The sequence below is a fragment of the Mesorhizobium sp. WSM4847 genome, assembly GCF_055811335.1.
The window spans coordinates 270,079-290,387 of sequence record NZ_JBVVPY010000003.1 but is presented as its reverse complement, the minus strand read 5'-3'; the positions used below and the strand labels follow the sequence as shown (position 1 = coordinate 290,387).

The 20,309-nt window shown below is 63.9% G+C and carries 16 protein-coding genes; 9 read left to right on the top strand and 7 right to left on the bottom strand.

The genetic code is table 11. The features are described 5' to 3' along the window. The first annotated feature begins 15 nt into the window (after positions 1 to 15). Positions 16 to 1,065, top strand: coding sequence for an aldo/keto reductase (locus AC0L28_RS05930; RefSeq protein WP_473476161.1), 1,050 nt, complete (start codon positions 16 to 18; stop codon positions 1,063 to 1,065). 49 nt (positions 1,066 to 1,114) lie between these two features. Here the strand turns inward: AC0L28_RS05930 and AC0L28_RS05925 are convergent, their stop codons facing one another. Beyond that, positions 1,115 to 2,023: a LysR family transcriptional regulator gene (locus tag AC0L28_RS05925; RefSeq protein WP_023800095.1), complete on the bottom strand. Its 909-nt coding sequence runs from the start codon at positions 2,021 to 2,023 to the stop codon at positions 1,115 to 1,117. Between the two features lie 134 nt (positions 2,024 to 2,157). Between AC0L28_RS05925 and AC0L28_RS05920 the strand changes: the two genes are divergently transcribed. Continuing rightward, positions 2,158 to 3,336, top strand: a complete 1,179-nt coding sequence (locus AC0L28_RS05920) for an MFS transporter (RefSeq protein WP_473476159.1) — start codon at positions 2,158 to 2,160, stop codon at positions 3,334 to 3,336. A 38-nt stretch (positions 3,337 to 3,374) separates the two neighbouring features. Continuing rightward, on the top strand, positions 3,375 to 4,409 hold the full coding sequence (locus AC0L28_RS05915) for an aldo/keto reductase (protein ID WP_473476157.1): 1,035 nt from the start codon (positions 3,375 to 3,377) through the stop codon (positions 4,407 to 4,409). A 94-nt stretch (positions 4,410 to 4,503) separates the two neighbouring features. On the opposite strand, the gene AC0L28_RS05910 is transcribed toward AC0L28_RS05915, so the two are convergent. Next, positions 4,504 to 4,776: an usg protein gene (locus tag AC0L28_RS05910; RefSeq protein ID WP_077380769.1), complete on the bottom strand. Its 273-nt coding sequence runs from the start codon at positions 4,774 to 4,776 to the stop codon at positions 4,504 to 4,506. 306 nt (positions 4,777 to 5,082) lie between these two features. Between AC0L28_RS05910 and acs the strand changes: the two genes are divergently transcribed. After that, a complete protein-coding gene (gene acs / locus AC0L28_RS05905; protein ID WP_473476155.1) occupies positions 5,083 to 7,038 on the top strand; it encodes an acetate--CoA ligase in 1,956 nt (651 codons plus the stop codon). Between the two features lie 59 nt (positions 7,039 to 7,097). Here acs and AC0L28_RS05900 read toward each other — a convergent pair whose 3' ends face one another. The 3 genes from AC0L28_RS05900 to AC0L28_RS05890 form a co-directional block, all read right to left on the bottom strand. Continuing rightward, positions 7,098 to 8,366, bottom strand: a complete 1,269-nt coding sequence (locus AC0L28_RS05900) for an SAM-dependent methyltransferase (RefSeq protein ID WP_023800100.1) — start codon at positions 8,364 to 8,366, stop codon at positions 7,098 to 7,100. A 432-nt stretch (positions 8,367 to 8,798) separates the two neighbouring features. Beyond that, positions 8,799 to 10,160 (bottom strand): pilus assembly protein, encoded by a 1,362-nt coding sequence (locus AC0L28_RS05895; protein ID WP_128168594.1) that lies wholly within the window; start codon positions 10,158 to 10,160, stop codon positions 8,799 to 8,801. Between the two features lie 343 nt (positions 10,161 to 10,503). After that, positions 10,504 to 11,373 carry a transglutaminase-like domain-containing protein gene (locus AC0L28_RS05890; protein WP_023800101.1) on the bottom strand — a complete coding sequence of 290 codons (870 nt, stop codon included), beginning with the start codon at positions 11,371 to 11,373 and terminating at the stop codon, positions 10,504 to 10,506. 172 nt (positions 11,374 to 11,545) lie between these two features. On the opposite strand from AC0L28_RS05890, the gene AC0L28_RS05885 reads away from it, so the two are divergent. Next, positions 11,546 to 12,211 carry an HAD-IA family hydrolase gene (locus AC0L28_RS05885; RefSeq protein WP_023800102.1) on the top strand — a complete coding sequence of 222 codons (666 nt, stop codon included), beginning with the start codon at positions 11,546 to 11,548 and terminating at the stop codon, positions 12,209 to 12,211. 180 nt (positions 12,212 to 12,391) lie between these two features. Here AC0L28_RS05885 and AC0L28_RS05880 read toward each other — a convergent pair whose 3' ends face one another. Continuing rightward, entirely contained in the window at positions 12,392 to 12,631 is a 240-nt protein-coding gene (locus AC0L28_RS05880; RefSeq protein WP_473476150.1) for a DUF1674 domain-containing protein, read from the bottom strand. A 123-nt stretch (positions 12,632 to 12,754) separates the two neighbouring features. On the opposite strand from AC0L28_RS05880, the gene htpX reads away from it, so the two are divergent. The 4 genes from htpX (at position 12,755) to purH (ending at position 18,725) form a co-directional block, all read left to right on the top strand. Beyond that, positions 12,755 to 13,768, top strand: coding sequence for a zinc metalloprotease HtpX (htpX, locus tag AC0L28_RS05875; protein ID WP_023800104.1), 1,014 nt, complete (start codon positions 12,755 to 12,757; stop codon positions 13,766 to 13,768). After that, positions 13,759 to 15,159: an RsmB/NOP family class I SAM-dependent RNA methyltransferase gene (locus tag AC0L28_RS05870; RefSeq protein WP_473476147.1), complete on the top strand. Its 1,401-nt coding sequence runs from the start codon at positions 13,759 to 13,761 to the stop codon at positions 15,157 to 15,159. The genes htpX and AC0L28_RS05870 overlap by 10 nt, the downstream gene beginning before the upstream one ends. A gap of 133 nt (positions 15,160 to 15,292) precedes the next feature. Next, entirely contained in the window at positions 15,293 to 17,017 is a 1,725-nt protein-coding gene (locus AC0L28_RS05865) for a heparinase II/III family protein (RefSeq protein ID WP_128168599.1), read from the top strand. A 91-nt stretch (positions 17,018 to 17,108) separates the two neighbouring features. Further along, on the top strand, positions 17,109 to 18,725 hold the full coding sequence (gene purH, locus AC0L28_RS05860) for a bifunctional phosphoribosylaminoimidazolecarboxamide formyltransferase/IMP cyclohydrolase (RefSeq protein WP_473476145.1): 1,617 nt from the start codon (positions 17,109 to 17,111) through the stop codon (positions 18,723 to 18,725). Positions 18,726 to 18,885: 160 nt separating this feature from the next. Here purH and AC0L28_RS05855 read toward each other — a convergent pair whose 3' ends face one another. Beyond that, positions 18,886 to 20,262 carry an MFS transporter gene (locus tag AC0L28_RS05855; protein ID WP_023800108.1) on the bottom strand — a complete coding sequence of 459 codons (1,377 nt, stop codon included), beginning with the start codon at positions 20,260 to 20,262 and terminating at the stop codon, positions 18,886 to 18,888. Between the last annotated feature and the right edge of the window lie 47 nt (positions 20,263 to 20,309).

Here is a 20,309-nt window from a genome sequence, read left to right as displayed (position 1 = left end):
CTTTCCGGAGCCACCATGCGTTACAATCAACTTGGAAACACGGGGATGTTCGTCTCCGAACTTTGCCTCGGCACCATGACCTTCGGCGCCGCCGACCAAAACAACCAATGGGGCCTGATCGCCAGCCTCGACCAGGATGGCGTCGACAGGATCGTCCAGCGCTCGCTCGCCGCCGGCATCAATTTCTTCGACACGGCCGATGTCTATTCCTTCGGCGCATCGGAACGGTTTCTCGGCCAGTCGCTGCGCAATCTCGGCATCGAGCGGCAGGACGTGATCATCGCCACCAAAGTCCATGGCGCCATGGGCGACGGCCCCAACCAGCGCGGCTCCTCGCGCGGCCACATCATAGATTCGGTCGACGGCAGTCTCGAACGGATGCAACTGGACCATATCGATCTCTATCAGCTGCACGGCACCGACGCGGTAACGCCGATCGACGAGACGCTCAGGGCGCTCGACGATCTGGTTGCCAGCGGTAAGGTCCGCTATGTCGGCGTCTCGAACTGGGCGGCCTGGCGCATCGCCAAGGCATTGGGCATCGCCGAACGCAAGGGCTTTGCCCGTTTTGAGACGGTCCAGTCCTACTATTCGATCGCCGGCCGCGATCTGGAGCGCGAGATCGTGCCGCTGCTCAACGAGGAGAAGCTTGGGCTGATGGTCTGGTCGCCGATGGCGGGCGGGCTGCTTTCCGGCAAATACGGACCCGGCGCGCCTGGCAATGGCGAGGGCCGCCGCGCCAGCTTCAATTTCCCGCCGGTCAATGAAGACCGCGCCTGGGCGGCGGTCGCCGTCATGCGCGAGATCGCCGGCAAGCACGGCGTCAGCGTCGCCACGGTGGCACTTGGCTATGTCTTGGCCAAGCCTTTCGTGATGAGCGTGATCATCGGCGCCAGCCGCATGGAGCAGCTCGAACAGAACCTTGCCGCCACCGAGTTGAAGCTCGACAGCGACGATCTTGCTCGTCTCGACGAAGTCAGCGCGCTGCCATCCGAATATCCGGGCTGGATGCTCGAGCGCCAGGCGGCTGGCCGGCGTCCGGCGCCCTTTGCGGAGAAGAAGTAAATCTCATCTTCGATTTCGGGAGCCGGCGGGCTCCCGATCTTTCTTGGGCTCAGCTCAGCCGGACCGTCTCGACCAGAAAGTCGAGAAAGGCCCGCACTCGGGCCGGCAAATGTTTGCCCTGGCCGACGTAAACAGCGTGGGTAAGCTCCTCGTCGCCGGGGTTGAAGTCCTCCAGAAGCGGGACCAGCCGGCCGGCGGCGATGTCGGGCTCGACATGCCAGCGCGCCAGCCGGGCGATGCCAGTGCCCGAAAGCGCCATCAGCCGCATCGCCTCGCCGTCGCTGACCAGCGCGTTTCCGGTGATCGGGACGATGAAGGCGTCGCCGGCCGCAGCGACGAAGGGCCAGCCGTCGACATGGCGCACGAAGCAGAAACCCATCCGGTTGTGATGATCGAGATCGGCCGGCGTTTGGAGCGCGCCATGCGTCCTGATGTACGATGGCGCGGCGACGACGACCAGCCGGCTCTGCCCGAGCTTGCGCGCCACCAAACGTGATTCGCCGAGCGGCCCGGCGCGGATGGCGACATCGGCGCGCTCCTCCATCAGGTCGATGACATTGTCGGTCAAAACCAGATCGATGGCGATTTCCGGATAGCGTTCGAGAAAGCGCGGCAAGAGCGGGATCAGCCGGTGCTGCCCGAACGGCACGTAGCTGTTGACCCGCAGCCGGCCGCGCGGCGCAGCACCGGCCGCCGCCTCGCGCTCGGCTGCCGCCATGTCGGCCAGGATGCGCACGCCGCTGTCGAAGAAGGCCGCGCCTTCTGGAGTCAATTGGAGCTTGCGCGTCGAACGGCTGATCAGCCGCGCGCCAAGCCGCGCCTCAAGTCGCGCAATCAGCTTGCTCACCGCCGACGGCGTCATCCGCAGCATCCGCGCCGCAGCCGAAAAACTGCCCGCTTCGACGACACGGACAAACACTTCGATCTCGCCGGAGCGGTTGATGTCAGGCCTCGCCATTCGTGAATCTATTTCACAGACAATGTGCCCGACGCAAGGCTGGTTCACAGCACATGGCAACACGATCTTCCGGGTCGGGGCGCAGGAGGACACGGCGTCCTGTCGTCAAAACTGCTGTCGGAGTGGGAACCGCAATGCCTCTTGCACTTTATGCTCTCGCCGCTGGTGCGTTCGGCATCGGTGTCACCGAATTCGTCATCATGGGCCTGCTGCTCGACGTCAGCGCCGATCTCGGCGTCTCGATCTCGGCCGCCGGCCAGTTGATCTCCGGCTATGCGCTGGGCGTCGTCATCGGCGCGCCGCTGCTGACGATCGCCACCGGCCGCTGGCCGCGCAAGACCGTGCTTCTGGCGCTGATGGCGGTCTTCACGCTGGGCAACCTCGCCTGCGCGCTGGCCCCCGACTACTGGACGCTGATGGCTGCCCGCGTGCTCACCGCCTTCGCCCACGGCACCTTCTTCGGCGTTGGTGCGGTGGTTGCGACCGGGCTGGTCGCTCCCAACAGGAAGGCCTCGGCGATCGCCCTGATGTTCACCGGCCTGACCATCGCCAACATCCTCGGCGTGCCCTTCGGCACCTGGCTCGGCCAGGCCTTCGGCTGGCGGGCGACCTTCTGGGCTGTAACCCTGGTCGGCATCGTCGCCTTCGCCATCATTCTCCTGCTGGTGCCGCGCAGCCCGGCAGCGCTGGAAAAGAGCGACCTGCGCGGCGATCTCGCCGTGCTCGGCCGCGCCCCGGTTCTGCTTGGCTTCGCCGTCACCGTGCTGGGCTATGCGGGCGTCTTCGCCGTCTTCACCTATATCGCCCCCCTGCTGACCGAGATCACCGGTTTTGCGGAAGCGGCAGTGTCACCGATCCTGCTTGTCTTCGGCGGCGGCCTCATCGCCGGCAATCTCGCCGGCGGCAAGTTCGCCGACCGCTGGCTGGTGCCTTCCGTGCTGGGCAGTCTCGTTGTGCTGGCGCTGGTGCTCGGCACGATGACCTTCGCCCTGCACAGCCGGGCGATGGCTGTCATCCATGTCGGCCTGCTCGGCGGCGCCGCCTTCGCCACCGTAGCGCCGCTGCAGATGTGGGTGCTGGAAAAGGCTGAAGGCGCCGGCCAGAGCCTCGCCTCGTCCTTCAACATCGCCGCCTTCAACCTCGGCAACGCCGCCGGCGCCTGGCTCGGCGGCATGGTCATCGCGCATGGCCCCGGCCTCGGCGCCGTCACCTGGCTCGCCGCCCTGCTGCCGCTCTCGGCGCTCGCCGTGGCGTGGCTGGCGCTGCGCCTCGATCGCCCGACGCTTGGAGAACCGGCATCTGCCCGCTCGTAGCAACCCGACGAACCCCTTAGACATCACAGGAGAAAAAGATGGATTATCGACGTCTTGGCGCCTCGGGCCTGAAGGTTCCGGCGCTCTCGTTCGGCGCTGGAACCTTCGGCGGCTCGGGGCCGCTGTTCGGCGCCTGGGGCAACAGCGATGCGACGGAAGCGCGGCGGCTGGTCGACATCTGCCTGGAGGCCGGCGTCAATCTGTTCGACACCGCCGACGTCTATTCGAACGGCGCCTCCGAGGAAGTGCTCGGCGCGGCCGTCAAGGGCCGCCGCGATGCCGTGCTGATTTCGACCAAGACCTCGCTGCCGATGGGCGACGGGCCCAATGATGCCGGCTCCTCCCGTTCGCGCCTCATCAAGGCGGTCGAGGACGCGCTCAAGCGTCTCGGCACCGATTACATCGACCTGCTGCAGCTGCACGCTTTCGACGCCGCAACGCCGATCGAGGAGGTGCTGTCGACGCTGGACAGTCTCGTGCGTGCCGGCAAGCTGCGCTATGTCGGCGTCTCCAACTTTTCCGGCTGGCAAGTGATGAAATCGCTCGGGCTGGCGGACAAGCACGGCTACCCGCGCTACGTCGCCCATCAGGTCTACTATTCGCTGGTCGGGCGCGACTATGAATGGAAGTTGATGCCGCTCGGCCTCGACCAGGGCGTTGGCGCGCTGGTGTGGAGCCCGCTCGGCTGGGGCCGCCTGACCGGCAAGATCCGCCGCGGCGAGCCACTGCCGGAAAAAAGCCGGCTGCACGACACCGCAAGCTTCGGCCCGCCGGTCGAAGACGAGCTGCTCTACAGGGTTGTCGATGCGCTCGAAGCCGTGGCCAGGGAAACCGGCAAGACCGTGCCGCAGATCGCCATCAACTGGTTGCTGCAGCGGCCGACCGTCGCCTCTGTCATTATCGGCGCGCGCAACGAGGAACAGCTGCGCCAGAATCTTGGTGCCGTCGGTTGGTCATTGACATCAGACCAAATCAAGACGCTCGACGCGGCAAGTGCGGTGACCGCAGCCTATCCGTATTTTCCGTATCGCCGGCAGGAGGGTTTTGCCCGGCTGAGCCCACCTGCGGTCTAATGCGCGCGGGCCCTCTGTCCTGCCGGACACCGCAAAGCGCCGACCTCAGCACCCAATACGATTGCAAGCTGACATCCTGCGCCGTTGCCCTAAACTAATGCAGCACGAACTCGCCATCGAGCTTCCGCCACTCATTGGGCGCGATCAGCTTCTGGTGCGTATAGCTCACCGAATGCAGCGGACCATCGAGCTTGGCCTGCCAGAATTCGATGAACCGGATCAGCACCGGAAATTTCGGAGCGATGTCATAGTCCTGCCAGATGAAGCTCTGCAGCAGATGCGGGTGATCGGGAAAATGATAAAGGATCTTGGCCGTGGTCAAGCCGTAGCCCTTGAGCATCAGGTCCATTTCGGAATGGTCGCGCATCGCGGTCCCCTGGTTGATTCTCCTTCCTCCCAATTTGAAATTGTGCGCGCTATTTGCTTAATCGTCTATTGATATTTCGTAGTTAGAGGCCTGATTTACGACACAAAAACATGCAGTTAGCAGCGATCGTGGTCGAGTGCTGATAGCGGCAACTCAAACCTCTGCGGCATCCCGCCGCGCGAATCCAACGTCTAATGTTGCCGTCACCGCGGAACTGTTAATAATGCGCGCGAATTCGCGGCCGCTTCGCCGCGATGCCGCCGGCGGTCAAGCCGGGCGGCCTGGTTTCGGGAGGAAGGCAAAGATATGTCCGAGGTTCATGTCCATCGCGTCCAGCCGGCGTGGAAGAAGAATGCGCTGATCGATAATGACACTTATTTGAAATGGTACGCTGACAGCGTGAAGAACCCGGACAAGTTCTGGGGCAAGCACGGCAAGCGCATCGACTGGTTCAAGCCCTACAGCAAGGTCAAGAACACCTCCTTCGACGGCAAGGTCTCGATCAAATGGTTCGAGGACGGCGAGACCAATGTTTCGTGGAATTGCATCGACCGGCATCTGAAGAAGCGTGGCGACCAGACCGCCATCATCTGGGAAGGCGACAATCCCTACGACGACAGGAAGATCACCTATAACGAGCTCCACGCGCATGTCTGCCGACTCGCCAATGTGATGAAGAAGCACGGCGTCAGGAAAGGCGACCGCGTCACCATCTACATGCCAATGATCCCGGAAGCCGCCTATGCGATGCTTGCCTGCACGCGGATCGGTGCCATCCATTCGGTGGTCTTTGGCGGCTTTTCGCCGGACGCGCTGGCCGGCCGCATCGTCGACTGCGAATCGACTTTCGTCATCACCGCCGATGAAGGCCTGCGCGGCGGCAAGTCCATTCCCTTGAAGGAGAACACGGACAAGGCGATCGACATCGCCGCGAAGAACTTCGTGATGGTCAACAAGGTCGTGGTCGTGCGCCGCACCGGCGCCAAGGTTGGTTGGGCTCCGGGGCGCGACGTCTGGTACCATGACGAGATCGCGACAGTTGAGGCGGAATGCAAGCCGGAGAAGATGAAGGCAGAGGACCCGCTGTTCATCCTTTACACATCGGGCTCGACGGGCAAGCCGAAGGGCGTGCTGCACACCACCGCCGGCTATCTCGTCTACGTCTCGATGACCCACCAATATGTCTTCGACTACCACGACGGCGACATCTACTGGTGCACCGCCGATGTCGGCTGGGTCACCGGCCACAGCTATATCGTCTACGGGCCGCTCGCCAACGGCGCCACCACGCTGATGTTCGAAGGGGTGCCGAACTATCCGTCGCAATCCCGCTTCTGGGAGGTCATCGACAAGCACAAGGTCAACATCTTCTACACCGCGCCGACGGCTTTGCGCGCGCTGATGGGTGCCGGCGACGCCCATGTCACCAAGACCTCGCGCAAATCGCTGCGCGTGCTCGGCACGGTCGGCGAGCCGATCAACCCGGAAGCCTGGGAGTGGTATTTCGATGTCGTCGGCAACGGCAAGGTGCCGATTGTCGACACCTGGTGGCAGACCGAGACCGGCGGCATCCTGATCACGCCGCTGCCCGGCGCCACCCCGCTCAAGGCAGGTTCCGCGACGCAGCCGTTCTTCGGCGTCAAGCCGCAACTGGTCGACGGCGACGGCAAGGTGCTGGAAGGCGTTGCCAGCGGCAATCTCTGCATCGCCGATTCGTGGCCGGGCCAGATGCGTACCGTCTATGGCGATCACGAGCGCTTCGTGCAGACCTATTTTTCGACTTACAAGGGCAAGTATTTTACCGGCGACGGCTGCCGCCGCGACGCCGACGGCTACTACTGGATCACCGGCCGCGTCGACGACGTCATCAACGTCTCCGGCCACCGCATGGGCACGGCCGAGGTCGAATCCGCGCTGGTTTCGCACGAGAAAGTCTCCGAAGCCGCCGTCGTCGGCTACCCCCACGACATCAAGGGCCAGGGCATCTACTGCTACGTCACATTGATGGCTGGCGAGAAGCCGAACGAGGAGTTGCGCAAGGAACTTGTCGCCCACGTCCGCAAGGACATCGGCGCCATCGCCACGCCCGACAAGATTCAGTTCGCTCCTGGCCTGCCGAAAACCCGCTCGGGCAAGATTATGCGTCGCATCCTGCGCAAGATCGCCGAGGACGATTTTGCCGCGCTCGGCGATACCTCGACGCTGGCCGACCCGGCGGTCGTCGACGACCTCATCGCCAACCGGCAGAACAAGCGGGCATAAGAAACATCCGGTCGACGTTCGGCGGAAACCCGATCGGATGAGATCGGCTCGCTCCCGCTCTACCGATAAAGGTCCGCCCGCGTCGGCGGCAGTCCGCTCGGGCCCCGCGCGCGCTTGGTGACGACGGTCTGGAAAATCTGCGCCGAGGCGCGTTCGAAAGTGATCGAACAGCCGGTGAGATAAAGCAGCCAGAGGCGCGCCTTGGCTTCGCCGACCTCGGCGATCGCTTCATCGAAGCGTGCGTGGAGGCGCTCGGCCCACAGACGGCAGGTGCGGGCGTAGTGCTCGCGCAAATTCTCGACATCGTAGACAAGAAAGCCGTGCGCTTCGAGATTGCCGAGCGTCATGCCGATCGTGTCGAGTTCGCCGCCGGGAAAGATGTATTTGATCAGCGCTTTGAATTCCGGGCCCTTGCGCAAGGTCTTCTTGATGCTGCCCTTGTCGCGCCGGGTGATGGCGTGATGCAGATAGATGCCGCCCGGCTTGAGCAGGCGACGAATGGTCGAGAAATAGGCGGCGTGGTTGGCCAGCCCCAGATGCTCGAACATCCCGATCGACGAGATCTTGTCAAAGGAGCCGGACAGCTCGGCATAGGACTTTATCTCGATGGTGATGCGATCCTCCAGTCCCTCAGCACGGATGCGCTCGCGGGCGAGCTGGGTCTGGGCTTCCGACAGCGAGACGCCATGGCCGACGACGCCGTAATTTTTCGCGGCATGGATGAGCATGGCTCCCCAGCCGCAGCCGATGTCGAGCAGCCTTTCGCCGGGCTTCAGCCGCAGCTTGCGGCAGATATGATCGAGCTTGTCCTTCTGCGCCTGGTCGATGCCATTGGCGAAATCGGTGAAATAGCCGCAGCTATAGACCATGCGTTCGTCGAGGAAGAGCCGGTAGAAGGCGTTCGAGATATCGTAGTGGTGCTGGATTGCCTGCCTGTTCGACCCGCTGACGAAGGGGTTGCGCCCGGAAAGGTCGGTCCGCGCCGTCATCTGTTTTCGCGAAAACAGCACGGCTGGCAGGTCGCGCAGGACCGCGAGCTTGGGCAACGACTTGAGCTTCGCCCTGAGCTTGCCCTGCGCAGGCAGAGCGTAGAAATCGAACAGCGACCCGTCTTCCACGTCGATGGTCTTGGAAATCCACATTTCGATCAGCGTCGAGAGGTTGGGCCGCCGCATCACCTGCCAGACGATGTCCTGGTCGTTGATGGTGACCACGGGGCCGGTGGCTGGGCCGATCCGCTCGCCGTTCCACAGCTTGACCGCGAAACCCGGCTTCAACGTCTCGATAACCGTTCGAACGATCCGTGCGGCTCTCTCGGCTGCCTCCATCCGCGTTCCTCCTGCTCAGCCCCTGGCGGTCCGGCAGCGACATTGCCTGTCCGATCGGATAGCCGCAAGCAGTTAGCGGCAAACGCGCACCGCATTTTCACGATGGCGCCTTGCCATTTGCAGATCGACACCCCATCATGAGGGCGTGTTCAACAAATCGAAAGGAGGTGATCCGATGTCGAGTGATTTCGTTTTCCAGAACGTGGCCTCAGCGGATTGCACTTTCGGGAAGCAGTCTTCCCGTTAAGGCGCGAGATGCGCGGCTGGCGACGCCTGGAGCGCCGCGCGTCCTTTGGATGCGCAAAGGACGCTCCAGCACTTTAAGTCACGTCGCTGCCATGAGCCGCGCCATGGACGGAAACACGGAAGGCCGCCGGCTTCGAAAGAAGTGGCGGCCTTTTCCTTGTCCGGATCCTGCCTGGTCAATGCCCTCTATTTGGTCAATGCCAGGCTTTCGATGTTGCGCGCTATATCCTGGAAAGCCTGGTTGAGCTCCGTCCCGTTCGCGGCCTGATAGAAGTGCTTGATCTTGCCGGTATCCGGGCTCGCGCAATTCTGCAGTGTCGCCTGGGCATTCTCCTCGTTGAGATCGAAACCGATGGTGAAGATTTCGATGCCCTTGTCGCGCATGGCGGTACAGAGCGTCTTGGCTGCCGTGCGGGTCGGTTCCTTGCCGGCATCATTGTAGACCTCACCGACAGTGCTGGCATCGAAATAGGACAGGTTGAACTCGCCGTCGGTCATCAGGATCGCGATTTTGGCGACCTTTTTCGGATCCGCCTTGGCCGGCCGCTGCGACGCGTTCATCACACTGCCCCAGTTTTCCGAAAGCATGTACCAGGTCCACTGCACGCCGATATGGCCCGCGGTGCCGCCCGATGCGACAAAGTTCTTGATGACGTTCTTGAGCGCCACGGCGTCCGCCGTCAGCGGCTTCAACGCGGCGACCGGGCAGGCAGCCGTGCCGGTCGGCCAGGCGAAGAACGACAACAGGTAATCGCGATTGATCATGCTGATGTCGGGACCTACATCCGAATATTGATAGGTGCCCTTGCGCTCAGTGGCGCAATTGTCCGGACGCGTTAAGCCGGAGACATACTGTATAGCGCCATTGCCGGGCGCCTGCTTGCGCTGGCTGGTCGAGGCTTCGACGTAGACGCTGCTGCCGGCAAGCGCGCCGGCATTCACCGAATTGGCGTAGGGCACGATGGAGACTCGCACTCGGGGGCTGGCGGGGTCCTGACCGCCCAGGAAGCTGTCGACCGCGTTCGCTGCGGCCGTCCTCAGGTCGATTATTTTCTGGCCGGCCATTGAACCTGTGACGTCGAGCATCATCGCCACTTCGATCGTCTTGTCCGAATAGACTGCCGTCGTCGATGCGGCAATGCGCTTCATGTCGCCCATGCCGAAGATTGGAAAATAGAGGCCAAGATCGACATGGATCTCCGCCTGAACCGTCTTGGCGATTTTGTCGATGGTCAATTTGTCGAGGACGATCCGATCAGCCTGCAGCATGCCCGCTCGGCTGTTGGCATCGAGAAACGCCTGCACCGACTTGTTGGCGTCGGCCTCGTTGATGACGCCGGTGGTCAGGTCGCGTGCCGTCGAGGTCACCGCCGCATCGACCACGCCCTGTAAGCTCGATTTGGTGTTGTAGAGCTGGGAAACATTGACGGCAAAGCCAACGCCAAGCGCCAGCACCGACGCGACCATGCCGAACAGAACCGCCAAATTTCCGCTTCGATCTCGGGCAAAGCCGCCGATCGCGTGAACAAGACCCCCAAAACGCCGCATGCTTTCGCCTCCATTCGCCACGACCTCGAAGCCGTGTGAAGGCCGCATTGCAGGATTCCGGCCGGACGGCGTCGTCAACGCAGCAAAAGCCAGCGGCTCATCGTCAAGCCATTGTTTTTGCTTTGTTTCGAAATGCGGCAATGTAAACAACTGGTAAACGACAAGCCGCTGCGGCAGTTTCGGGTTTACCAAGCGCTTACCATGATCCCGACGTCTGCCGTGGAGCACAACAGCCCGATCCCGATCCGGCACAGAGGGTCTGTGCCGAAGCGGATCAGGCGCATCATATCCGTAGGACAGCCCGATGATCGTAACAGCCGGACGCGCTGGACGCGCTGCGCCGCTATGTCAGCATCTGCGCGCTGGCCGTCCTGTCGACGCCGCGATGAGGCGGGTTGAACAGATTGCTTTCCTGCTCGTAGGTCCAGACCTTGAACAGGCTGAGCCGGTGCGGGCCGAAACTGTGCAGCAGCGGCACGTCGGTCGCGTCGCGGCCGCGCGCGATGACGACGCGGCCGATCCTCGGCATGTTGTGGCGGGGGTCGAACGTGTACCACTTGCCGTCGAGGAACACTTCCAGCCACGCCGAAAAATCCATCGGTGCCGGGTCGACCGGCACGCCGATGTCGCCGAGATAACCGTTCACGTAGCGGGCTGGGATGTTCATGCAGCGGCAGAGCGTGATCGCCAGATGAGCGAAGTCGCGGCAGACGCCGACGCGCTCCTCATGCGCCTGCGCCGCCGTGCGGGTCGGGCGCGCATAGCCGTAGCCGAACGACAGACGGTTGTGGACATAGTCGACGATCGCCTGCACCCGGGCCCAGCCGGATGGAACAGGCCCGAAAACCTGCCAGGCCAGATCGCTGAGATGATCGGTTTCGCAATAGCGACTGCCGAGCAGATAACAGAGCACCTCGTCGGGCAACTCCGCCACCGGCACTTCCCTGGCCAGCGTGTTGACCTCGTCGGTCTCGCCGCTGTCCTCGACGACGGCGTCGTAAAGAATGCGAAAGCCTCCGCCAGGCGCGGTGAAGCGGCGGCAGGTGTTGCCATAAAGATCGTGATAGAGCCTGGTTGGGACGGAAGGCGAGGTCAGCACGCGCGTTTGCCGCTTGATGTCGGCCTGGCGCTGCTTGTGGATCTCGAGCAGCGAAATCACCGGGGTGGATTCAGCACAGTCGATGGCGATTTCGTAGCCGAGCCGAATCAGCATTGCGGATCCCCTCTTGTGAGTGTCGTGGAAGACGATTGGATTAACGCGAGATGGCCGGCCGTGGTTCCCTGGTCTGTCGAAAAAGGCGATCTCGTGCCTTCCCATGCCGCCGGTGCGACGTTACGGTCGATCGACAGGCTTTGGTTCCTTCCGAAACAACTTGGGATAGCAGATGTTCGCAGGCAGAAAATTCGCAGCCTTGCTGTTCGATATGGACGGCACGGTGGTCAATTCGATTGCCGCGGCAGAAAGGGTCTGGGCAGATTGGGCACGCCGGCAAGATCTCGACGTTGCCGCATTCCTGCCAACGATCCACGGCGTGCGAGCGATCGAGACCATCGCTCGGCTGGCGCTTCCAGGCGTTGACCCGATGCGTGAAGCCGATGCGCTTCTGCAGGCCGAGGTGGCCGATATCGACGGCATCCTTCCAATCGCCGGCGCCGCGGCGTTTCTGGCGTCGCTGCCACCCGAGCGCTGGGCAATCGTCACTTCGGCGCCGCGCGAGCTGGCTCTGCTGCGCATCGCGGCCGCCGGCATCCCGCTTCCCGCCACCCTTGTCGCGGCCGAGGACGTTTCCCGCGGCAAGCCGGCGCCGGATTGCTTCCGGCTGGCGGCCGAGCGACTGGGCGTCGACGCGCGCGACTGCCTCGTTTTCGAAGATGCGCCCGCCGGGATAGCGGCGGCCGAGGCCGCGGGAGCCACCGTCGTGGTGATCAGCGCCACGCACCAGCATCCGTTGCAAACGCCGCATGCTGCGATCGCCGGTTATGACGGGATCGGCGTCACCGTCGACGACCGCGGCTGGATTGTCCTCGGCGCGGAGCGCGCTGCGGCTTAGGGTATGTTGAGATTCAGGTCAGGCCGAGCCGGAGTCGAAGACGGGCGCGAAGCGACCAGACTAGGTGGGTTCCGAGAACCGGAACGGAGCGGACTTTCAGGTCCGTGAGAAGCGCAGGAATCCGCTGTTCGCAGGCCGGCATCACCTGAATATCGACATACCCTTAGAAATCGCTGGCCCTTAGAAATCGCTGGTCAGGCCCTTCACTTCCCAATCGCCATAGCGGCCGGGTTCCCTGCCGCCACGGCCGCCGAGTTCCCGGGGCATCGCGGCTTCCCGCTGGCGATAGTGTTCGCGCCGTGCTTCCGCTTCCGCCAAAGCGCGGCGGGCTGCCGGTGTCAGCGTCCTTTGCGGCACGTCGTGACCGGGGCCGGCGTCTGCATTGCTGGTTTCGCCTGATATATTGGCTTCGTCGATCATGCGATATTCCCGGCGATTGAAACATGGCCCAATTGAAACAGGGCCACACGTTTCCCATCATATAGCGATGAGCCGACAAGGATCGACCCTTTTTGCGGAAGGCCGGCAGAAACGGAGCAGACAATGAACACACTTCGCACCGCCATGCTTTTGGCAGCGATGACCGCGCTGTTCATGGGCGTCGGCTATCTGATCGGCGGATCGGGCGGCATGGTGATCGCCCTGCTGATTGCCGCCGCCATGAATCTGTTCAGCTATTGGAACGCCGACAAGATGGTGCTGTCGATGAACCGCGCGGTCGAGGTCGACGAAAGGAACGCCCCGGAATATTACGCCATCGTGCAGAGCCTCGCCAGACAGGCCGGCCTGCCGATGCCGAAAACCTATCTGATCGACAACCCGCAGCCCAACGCTTTCGCCACCGGCCGCAATCCGGAGAATGCCGCGGTCGCCGCCACCACCGGGCTGTTGCAGCAACTGTCGCATGAGGAAGTCGCGGCGGTGATGGCGCACGAGCTCGCCCATGTGCAGCACCGCGACACGCTCACCATGACGATCGTCGCCACGCTTGCCGGCGCGATCTCGATGCTCGGCAATTTCGCCTTCTTTTTCGGCGGCAATCGCGACAACAACAATTCGCTTGGCATTATCGGTGTGCTGGTGGCGATGATCGTGGCGCCCTTTGCCGCGATGATCGTGCAGATGGCGGTCAGCCGCACCCGCGAATACGAGGCCGACCGGCGCGGCGCCGAGATCTGTGGACAGCCGCTCTGGCTTGCCTCGGCCCTTGACAAGATCGCTCGCGGCGCCGAACGCATCCGCAACCCGGATGCCGAGCGCAATCCGGCAACTGCCCACCTCTTCATCATCAATCCTCTTTCCGGCGAGCGCATGGACAGCCTGTTTTCGACCCACCCGAGCACCGACAACCGCATCGCTGCCCTGCAGGCGATGGCGCAGGACATGGCCGGTGGCGCATCCGCCTCCGCGCGGCCGCAAACGCCGATGCCGCGGCAGGCAGACGAACAGCGGCCTTCGGGCCCGTGGGAGAAAGCTGAGCAGCCGGCTGAACCGGCCAGGCCGAAGTCCAATCCCTGGGGCCGCAATCCGACCGGACCCAAGGGTCCGTGGTCGTGAGCGAAGCGAAACGCCGGCACCGAATTTCAGGCGATCATGAAAACAATGCACCGAGCCCCGGCGAACCTATTGCCGGCCTGGCCGCGCGCAAGGCCGCGGCACGATTGCTGGCCGCCGTCATCGATGCGAGGACGCCGCTGGACGGGCTGACCGACCACGAGAACGGCCATCCGCAATACAAGGCGCTCGACCTGCGTGACCGGGCGCTGGTGCGCGCCATACTGGTCACTGCGCTGCGCTTCCGCATGACCATATCAGGGTTGCTGGCCCGCCGCCTGGAAAAGCCGCTGCCACCCAACGCCACCGCGCTTTCGCATATTCTGCATGTAGCAGCGGCGCAGATCCTGTTCCTCGATATTCCCGACAGCGCCGCAGTCGACCTTGCCGTGACCCACGCCAAGTCCGATCCGCGCACGGTGCGCTTCTCCGGTCTCGTCAATGGCGTGCTGCGCACGCTGGCGCGATCCAAGCAGGCCGAACTGGCTGCAGCGCTTGCCGCCACCGACGAAGCGCCGAAATGGTTTTCCGACCGGCTGAAAGCCGCCTGTGGCACTGAAAAAGCCAGGCAAATCCTCGCCGCCCACAGATACGAGGCGCCGGTCGACTTCACGGTCAAGACCGATCCTGCGCTGTGGGCGGAGCGGCTCGGCGGCATCGTGCTGCCGACCGGCACTGTGCGCGTGGAGAAACTCAGCGCCTCGGTCACTGAACTGCCCGGCTTTGAAGACGGCGCCTGGTGGGTCCAGGATGCCGCCGCCAGCCTTCCTGCCCGGCTTTTCGGCGACGTGAGGGGTTTGCGCGTCGCCGATCTCTGCGCCGCCCCCGGCGGCAAGACCGCTCAGCTCATTCTCGGCGGCGCCACGGTCACCGCGATCGATTCCTCGAAGAACCGGTTGGCGCGGCTCTCGCAGAACCTCGAACGGCTCGGTCTGTCCGCAGAGGTTGTCCAGGCCGATCTGCTCAAATACGAGCCGGAACAACTGTTCGACGCCGTCCTTCTCGACGCGCCCTGCTCCTCGACCGGCACGGTGCGGCGGCATCCCGACGTGCCGTGGACGAAGACGGCGGCCGACATCGAAAAACTCGCCGATCTGCAACGCAGGCTGCTCGCCCGCGCCGTCAGCCTGGTCAGGCCTGGCGGGCGCATCGTCTTTTCCAACTGCTCGCTCGACCCGCTCGAAGGCGAGGCGCTCCATCGCGCCTTCCTCGCCGGGACGGCTGATGTCGTCGACGACCCGCTCCGCCCGGGCGAGATCGCCGGCATCGATCCGTTCCTGACGCCGCAGGGCACTCTGCGCACCACGCCCGCAGATCTGGAGCTCGGCTCACCGGAACGGTCCGGCCTGGATGGCTTCTTCGCCGCCCGCATGCGCAGAACCGGCCAACGCTGAAAATTTGAAGACTGTTTTAGGAAGAATCCTGCGGAAAACAGGCTGAATTTCAAGGCCTCCGTGGAATTCACCTTCGCATAAGTTCTTGAATCACATAAGCTTGTCTTCGGATTGGGCGCTATGAGGAGGGCTTTTGGCGATCGCTGCCGGCAGCACGACGCGTCTATGGACGCTTGTCGCGAAGGAGTTCTGGCGCAAGACGCGCCGGCGCCTGCGTGGCGGGCCGATCCATCGCTGGCGCTACTCCGGCCGCACACCGGAACGCGTGTTGATCGCTCCGCCAGACCTGCGCCTGGCCGACCGACAGATTGCGCTCGAGATTTATTATGGCCGCTATCCGCTGTCGGGACATCTGGTAGAGACCGGCGGCAAGTCGCCCTTCCAGATTGCCGTGGCCAATCCCGGCTGGCAAAAGGCCCTGCACGGCTTTCGCTGGCTGCGCCATATGCGCGCCGCCGGCACCGAGCTTGCCGCCGCCAATGCCCGCGCGCTGGTCTCCGACTGGATCACCATCCATGGCAGCAATATTTCCGGTGTCGCCTGGGAGCCCGGCACGACGGCCAAGCGCGTCATTGCCTGGCTGCAGCATTCCTCGGTGGTGCTGCAGGGTGCTGAATTTCCCTTCTACCGGGCCTTCCTGAAATCGCTGGCCATGCAGATCCGCTATCTCAGGGCGATGGCACGCGAGATGCCGGACGGCAAGGACAGGCTGCGCGCCCGCATCGCGCTTGCCTTTGCCGCTCTGTCGCTACCGGCGCCGGCATCGGCGCTGCGCGGCGCGACCCGCAACCTCGCCGAGGAACTCGACCGTCAGATTCTCCCGGATGGCGGCCATATTTCGCGCAATCCGATGGCCGTGCTTGAAATCCTCGCCGACCTTCTGCCGCTGCGCCAGACCTATGCCAATCAGGCCGAAACGCCGCCGGCGGCGCTGATGGGCGCCATCGATCGCATGCTGCCGGCGCTGCGTTTCTTTCGCCACCAGGACGGCAGCCTCGCCCGCTTCAACGGCATGGGCGCGACCATCCACAACCGCATCGCCACCATTCTGCGCCACGACGACACCGCCGGCGCGCCATTGCTGCACGCACCGCATTCGGGCTACGAGCGCCTCTCCATGGGCGGCGTCACCGTGATCGCCGATACCGGCCCGCCACCGCGCATCGATGTTTCCAACGCGGCGCACGCCGGATGCCTTTCCTTCGAGCTGTCTTCCGGCCGCCGCCACTATGTCGTCAACGCCGGCGTGGACACCTATGGCGCCGCCGAATTCCGGCCGCTTGCCCGCGCCACGGCCGCCCATTCGACAGCCACCATCAACGACACCTCGTCGGCGCGTTTCAGCCACTCGCTGCGCGTCAACGATCTGCTCGGCACGCCGTTGATCGGCGGCCCGCAGCATGTGCCTTGCAAGCGCACCGACCAGCAAGGCACACAGGGTTTTCTGGCTCGCCATGACGGCTATGTCGCGCGCTTCGGCTTGCTGCATGAGCGCGAACTGAAATTGTCGACGAACGGCAATGTGCTCGCCGGCAGGGATCGCCTTCTGCGGCCGGGCAATGCTGCAATCCGCAACAACGGCCGCGATTTCGTCACCGTGCGCTTCCACATCCATCCCGACATAGGCCTGCTCAAGGACGAGCACGACCGTCTGGTGCTGACCGCCGATGAAGCCGACACATGGGTGTTCACCTGCACCGAGGTGGCGCCCGAGGTCGAAGAATCCATTTATTTCGCCGGTCTTGGCGGCCCGCGCCGCAGCCGGCAGATCGTGCTGGCCTTCAAGGCGTCAGAGATTTCCGAAGTCCATTGGCAACTGACACGGACGGCCATCGCCGGTCATCCGGCAAAAAGCTGAGACTGCGGTTAGTCCCGCAGTTTGATTTCCAGGCCTCATGTGCTACGGCGCGCGGACACTGTCCCAACCAGCCGTGAAAGGCCGCCAGCCCATGGCCGTCGCCGCCAAGAACATTCCCGCGCCCGACCTCGTTCCCGTTCGTCGCGCGCTGCTTTCCGTTTTCGACAAGACCGGGCTCATCGATTTCGCCAGGGCGCTGGCCGCGGCCGGCGTCGAGCTGGTCTCCACCGGCGGCACGGCAAAGGCGATCGCCGAGGCAGGCATGGCTGTGCGCGACGTCTCCGAACTCACCGGCTTTCCCGAGATCATGGACGGCCGCGTCAAGACCCTGCATCCGTCCGTGCACGGCGCGCTGCTTTGCGTGCGCGACGATCCCGAACACGCCGCGGCGATGCGCGATCATGGTATTGAGCCGATCGATCTCGTCGTCTCCAATCTCTACCCTTTCGAGGATGTCCGCCGCTCCGGCGCCGCTTACGCCTCGATCGCCGAGAACATCGACATAGGCGGCCCGGCGATGATCCGCGCTTCGGCCAAGAACCACGCTTACGTCGCCATCGTCACCGATCCCGAGGACTATGCCTCGGTGCTCAACGCGCTGGAGATGAATTTCGGCTCGCTCTCGCTGGATTTCCGCAAGAAGCTGGCGGCCAAGGCCTTCGCCCGCACCGCGACCTATGATGCGGCGATTTCCGGCTGGTTCGCCGAAGCGCTGGAGATCGAACATCCCACCTGGCGCGCCTTCGGCGGCAGGCTCGACCAGGTGATGCGCTACGGCGAGAACCCCCACCAGGGCGCCGGCTTCTACGTCGATGGCGACAAGCGGCCGAGCGTCGCGACGGCGCGCCAGCTTCAGGGCAAGCAGCTTTCCTACAACAACATCAACGACACCGACGCCGCCTTCGAACTGGTCGGCGAGTTCGATCCGGCCCGCTCCGCCACCATCGCCATCATCAAGCACGCCAATCCGTGCGGCGTCGCCGAGGGCGCTTCGCTGAAGGCGGCCTATGCCAAGGCGCTTGCCTGCGATCCGGTGTCGGCCTTTGGCGGCATTGTCGCGATGAACCGGACCCTCGATGCCGAGGCAGCCGAAGAGATCGTCAAAACCTTCACCGAGGTCATCATCGCGCCGGCCGTTTCCGAAGAAGCAATCCGCATCGTCGCCGCCAAGAAGAACCTGCGCTTGCTGGTCACCGGCGGCTTGCCCGATCCGCGCGCAGCCGGCTCCACCGTGAAATCCGTTTCCGGCGGGTTGCTCGTCCAGGGCCGCGACAATGCGGTGATCGACGACCTCGACCTGAAAGTGGTGACCCAGCGGGCGCCGACGCGGGCCGAAATGGCCGATCTCAAATTCGCTTTCCGCGTCGCAAAGCACGTCAAGTCGAACGCCATCGTCTATGTCAGAGACGGTGCCACCGTCGGCATCGGCGCCGGCCAGATGAGCCGGGTCGATTCCTCGCGCATCGCCGCGCGCAAGGCGCTCGACGCGGCCGAGGCAGCCGGCCTGGCCGAGCCGCTGACCAAGGGTTCTGTCGTCGCCTCGGACGCCTTTTTCCCGTTCGCCGACGGGCTGCTGTCGGCGATCGAAGCCGGCGCCACCGCCGTCATCCAGCCGGGCGGCTCGATGCGCGACGACGATGTCATCGCCGCCGCCGACGCCCACGGCATCGCCATGGTGTTTACCGGCGTCAGGCATTTCAGGCATTAGGCGCCTCTCCCTCCCCCTCGTGGGTCCCTCGTGGGGAGGGTCGGCAAACGATCTTTGCGAAGCAAAGTTCGTGAGACGGGGCGGGGGCAGCGCCGCCCCCACCCCGCTCCGCTTCGCGGATCGACCCTCCCCACAAGTCCCCACAAGGGGGAGGGTAAGCTCACTCCGCCGGCTGGTCCGCCGGATACGGCGTGCGGATCAGGATCGCCAGGCCGACGCCGAGGAACAGCACGATTGCCGCCATGCCCAGCCGCGACGAGCCGCTGGCCAGGGTGATCGTGGCCACCAGGAATGGCGCAGCAAAACTGGTCGCCCGTCCGGCCAGCGCGTAGATGCCGAAATAGCGGCCCGATTCGGCCGCGGTGACGCTGCGCGCCATGTAGGAGCGCGACGATGCCTGCACCGGCCCGAAGCCAAGCCCGATCAGCAGACCAAAGAAGATGTAGGCTTTTTCCGCCGGCGTACCGAACAACCCGCCGCTATCGGCTCCGGGCATCATCCAGACACCGAACAGCGTGTAGCCTGGCCCGGTCGAGACGATGCCGATCGTGGCGAGGCTGAGCAGGACAAGCGCAATCATCACTATGGCCTTGGAGCCGAGCGCCACGTCGAGGCGTGCGGCCATCAGGCAACCGACGATGGCGACGACGTTGAGGATGATGCCGAACAGGCCGATCTCGGTGATCGACCAGTGGAACATCGCCGCCGCAAAGGCACCGCCCAGCGCAAGCAGCGCGTTGACGCCGTCCTGATAGATCATGCGGGCGACGAGAAAGCGGAAGATGCCGCTGCGCTGGCGTATTTCGCCCAGCGTCGATTTCAGTTCCGACAGTCCCTCGCGCACCGCCGGTCCAAGCGGAATGCCCTTCACCGCATCCGGTGTGAAAAAGAACATCGGCAGGATGAATAGAAAATACCAAGCCGCCGACAGTGGGCCGGTGGCGCGCGCGTCCTCGCCGAGCTTCGGATCGAGCCCGAAGAGCGGGTCGAGGCCGGCGATCGTCTTGCCGGTTTCCGGCGAACTGGCCATGAAGGCGACGACGAAGATCAGCGCAATCATCCCGCCGAGATAACCAAGCCCCCAGGCCATATTCGAGATGCGGCCGATTTCGCTCTTCGGCACCAGACGCGGCATCATCGAATCATTGAACACGGTCGAGAATTCCGCCGCGACCGAAGCCAGCGAGAAGAACAGCACGACCAGGAAAAGGTTCGAACCGGGAGCAGCGAACCATAGCAGGCAAAGACTGGTGATCTTGACCGCGGCGAAGAGTGCGATCCACGGTTTTCGCGGGCCGGTCTGGTCGGCGATCGAGCCGAGGATCGGCGATAGCACGGCAATGGCCAGACCCGCCGCGGCGATGCCGTAACCCCATGCCGCCTGGCCCGTTTCGGGATTGCTCGCCATGCGCGAGACGAAGTAGGGACCGAAGATGAAGGTGGTGATGACTGTGAAGAACGGCTGCGCCGCCCAGTCGAACAGCATCCATCCCCAGATGCCGCGTTCCGGCGCTCGCTGCACTGCTACCTCGGCCATATGCCCTCCTGCCCCGTTCGCTTGGCCCGCGACCGGCGCCATGTCTG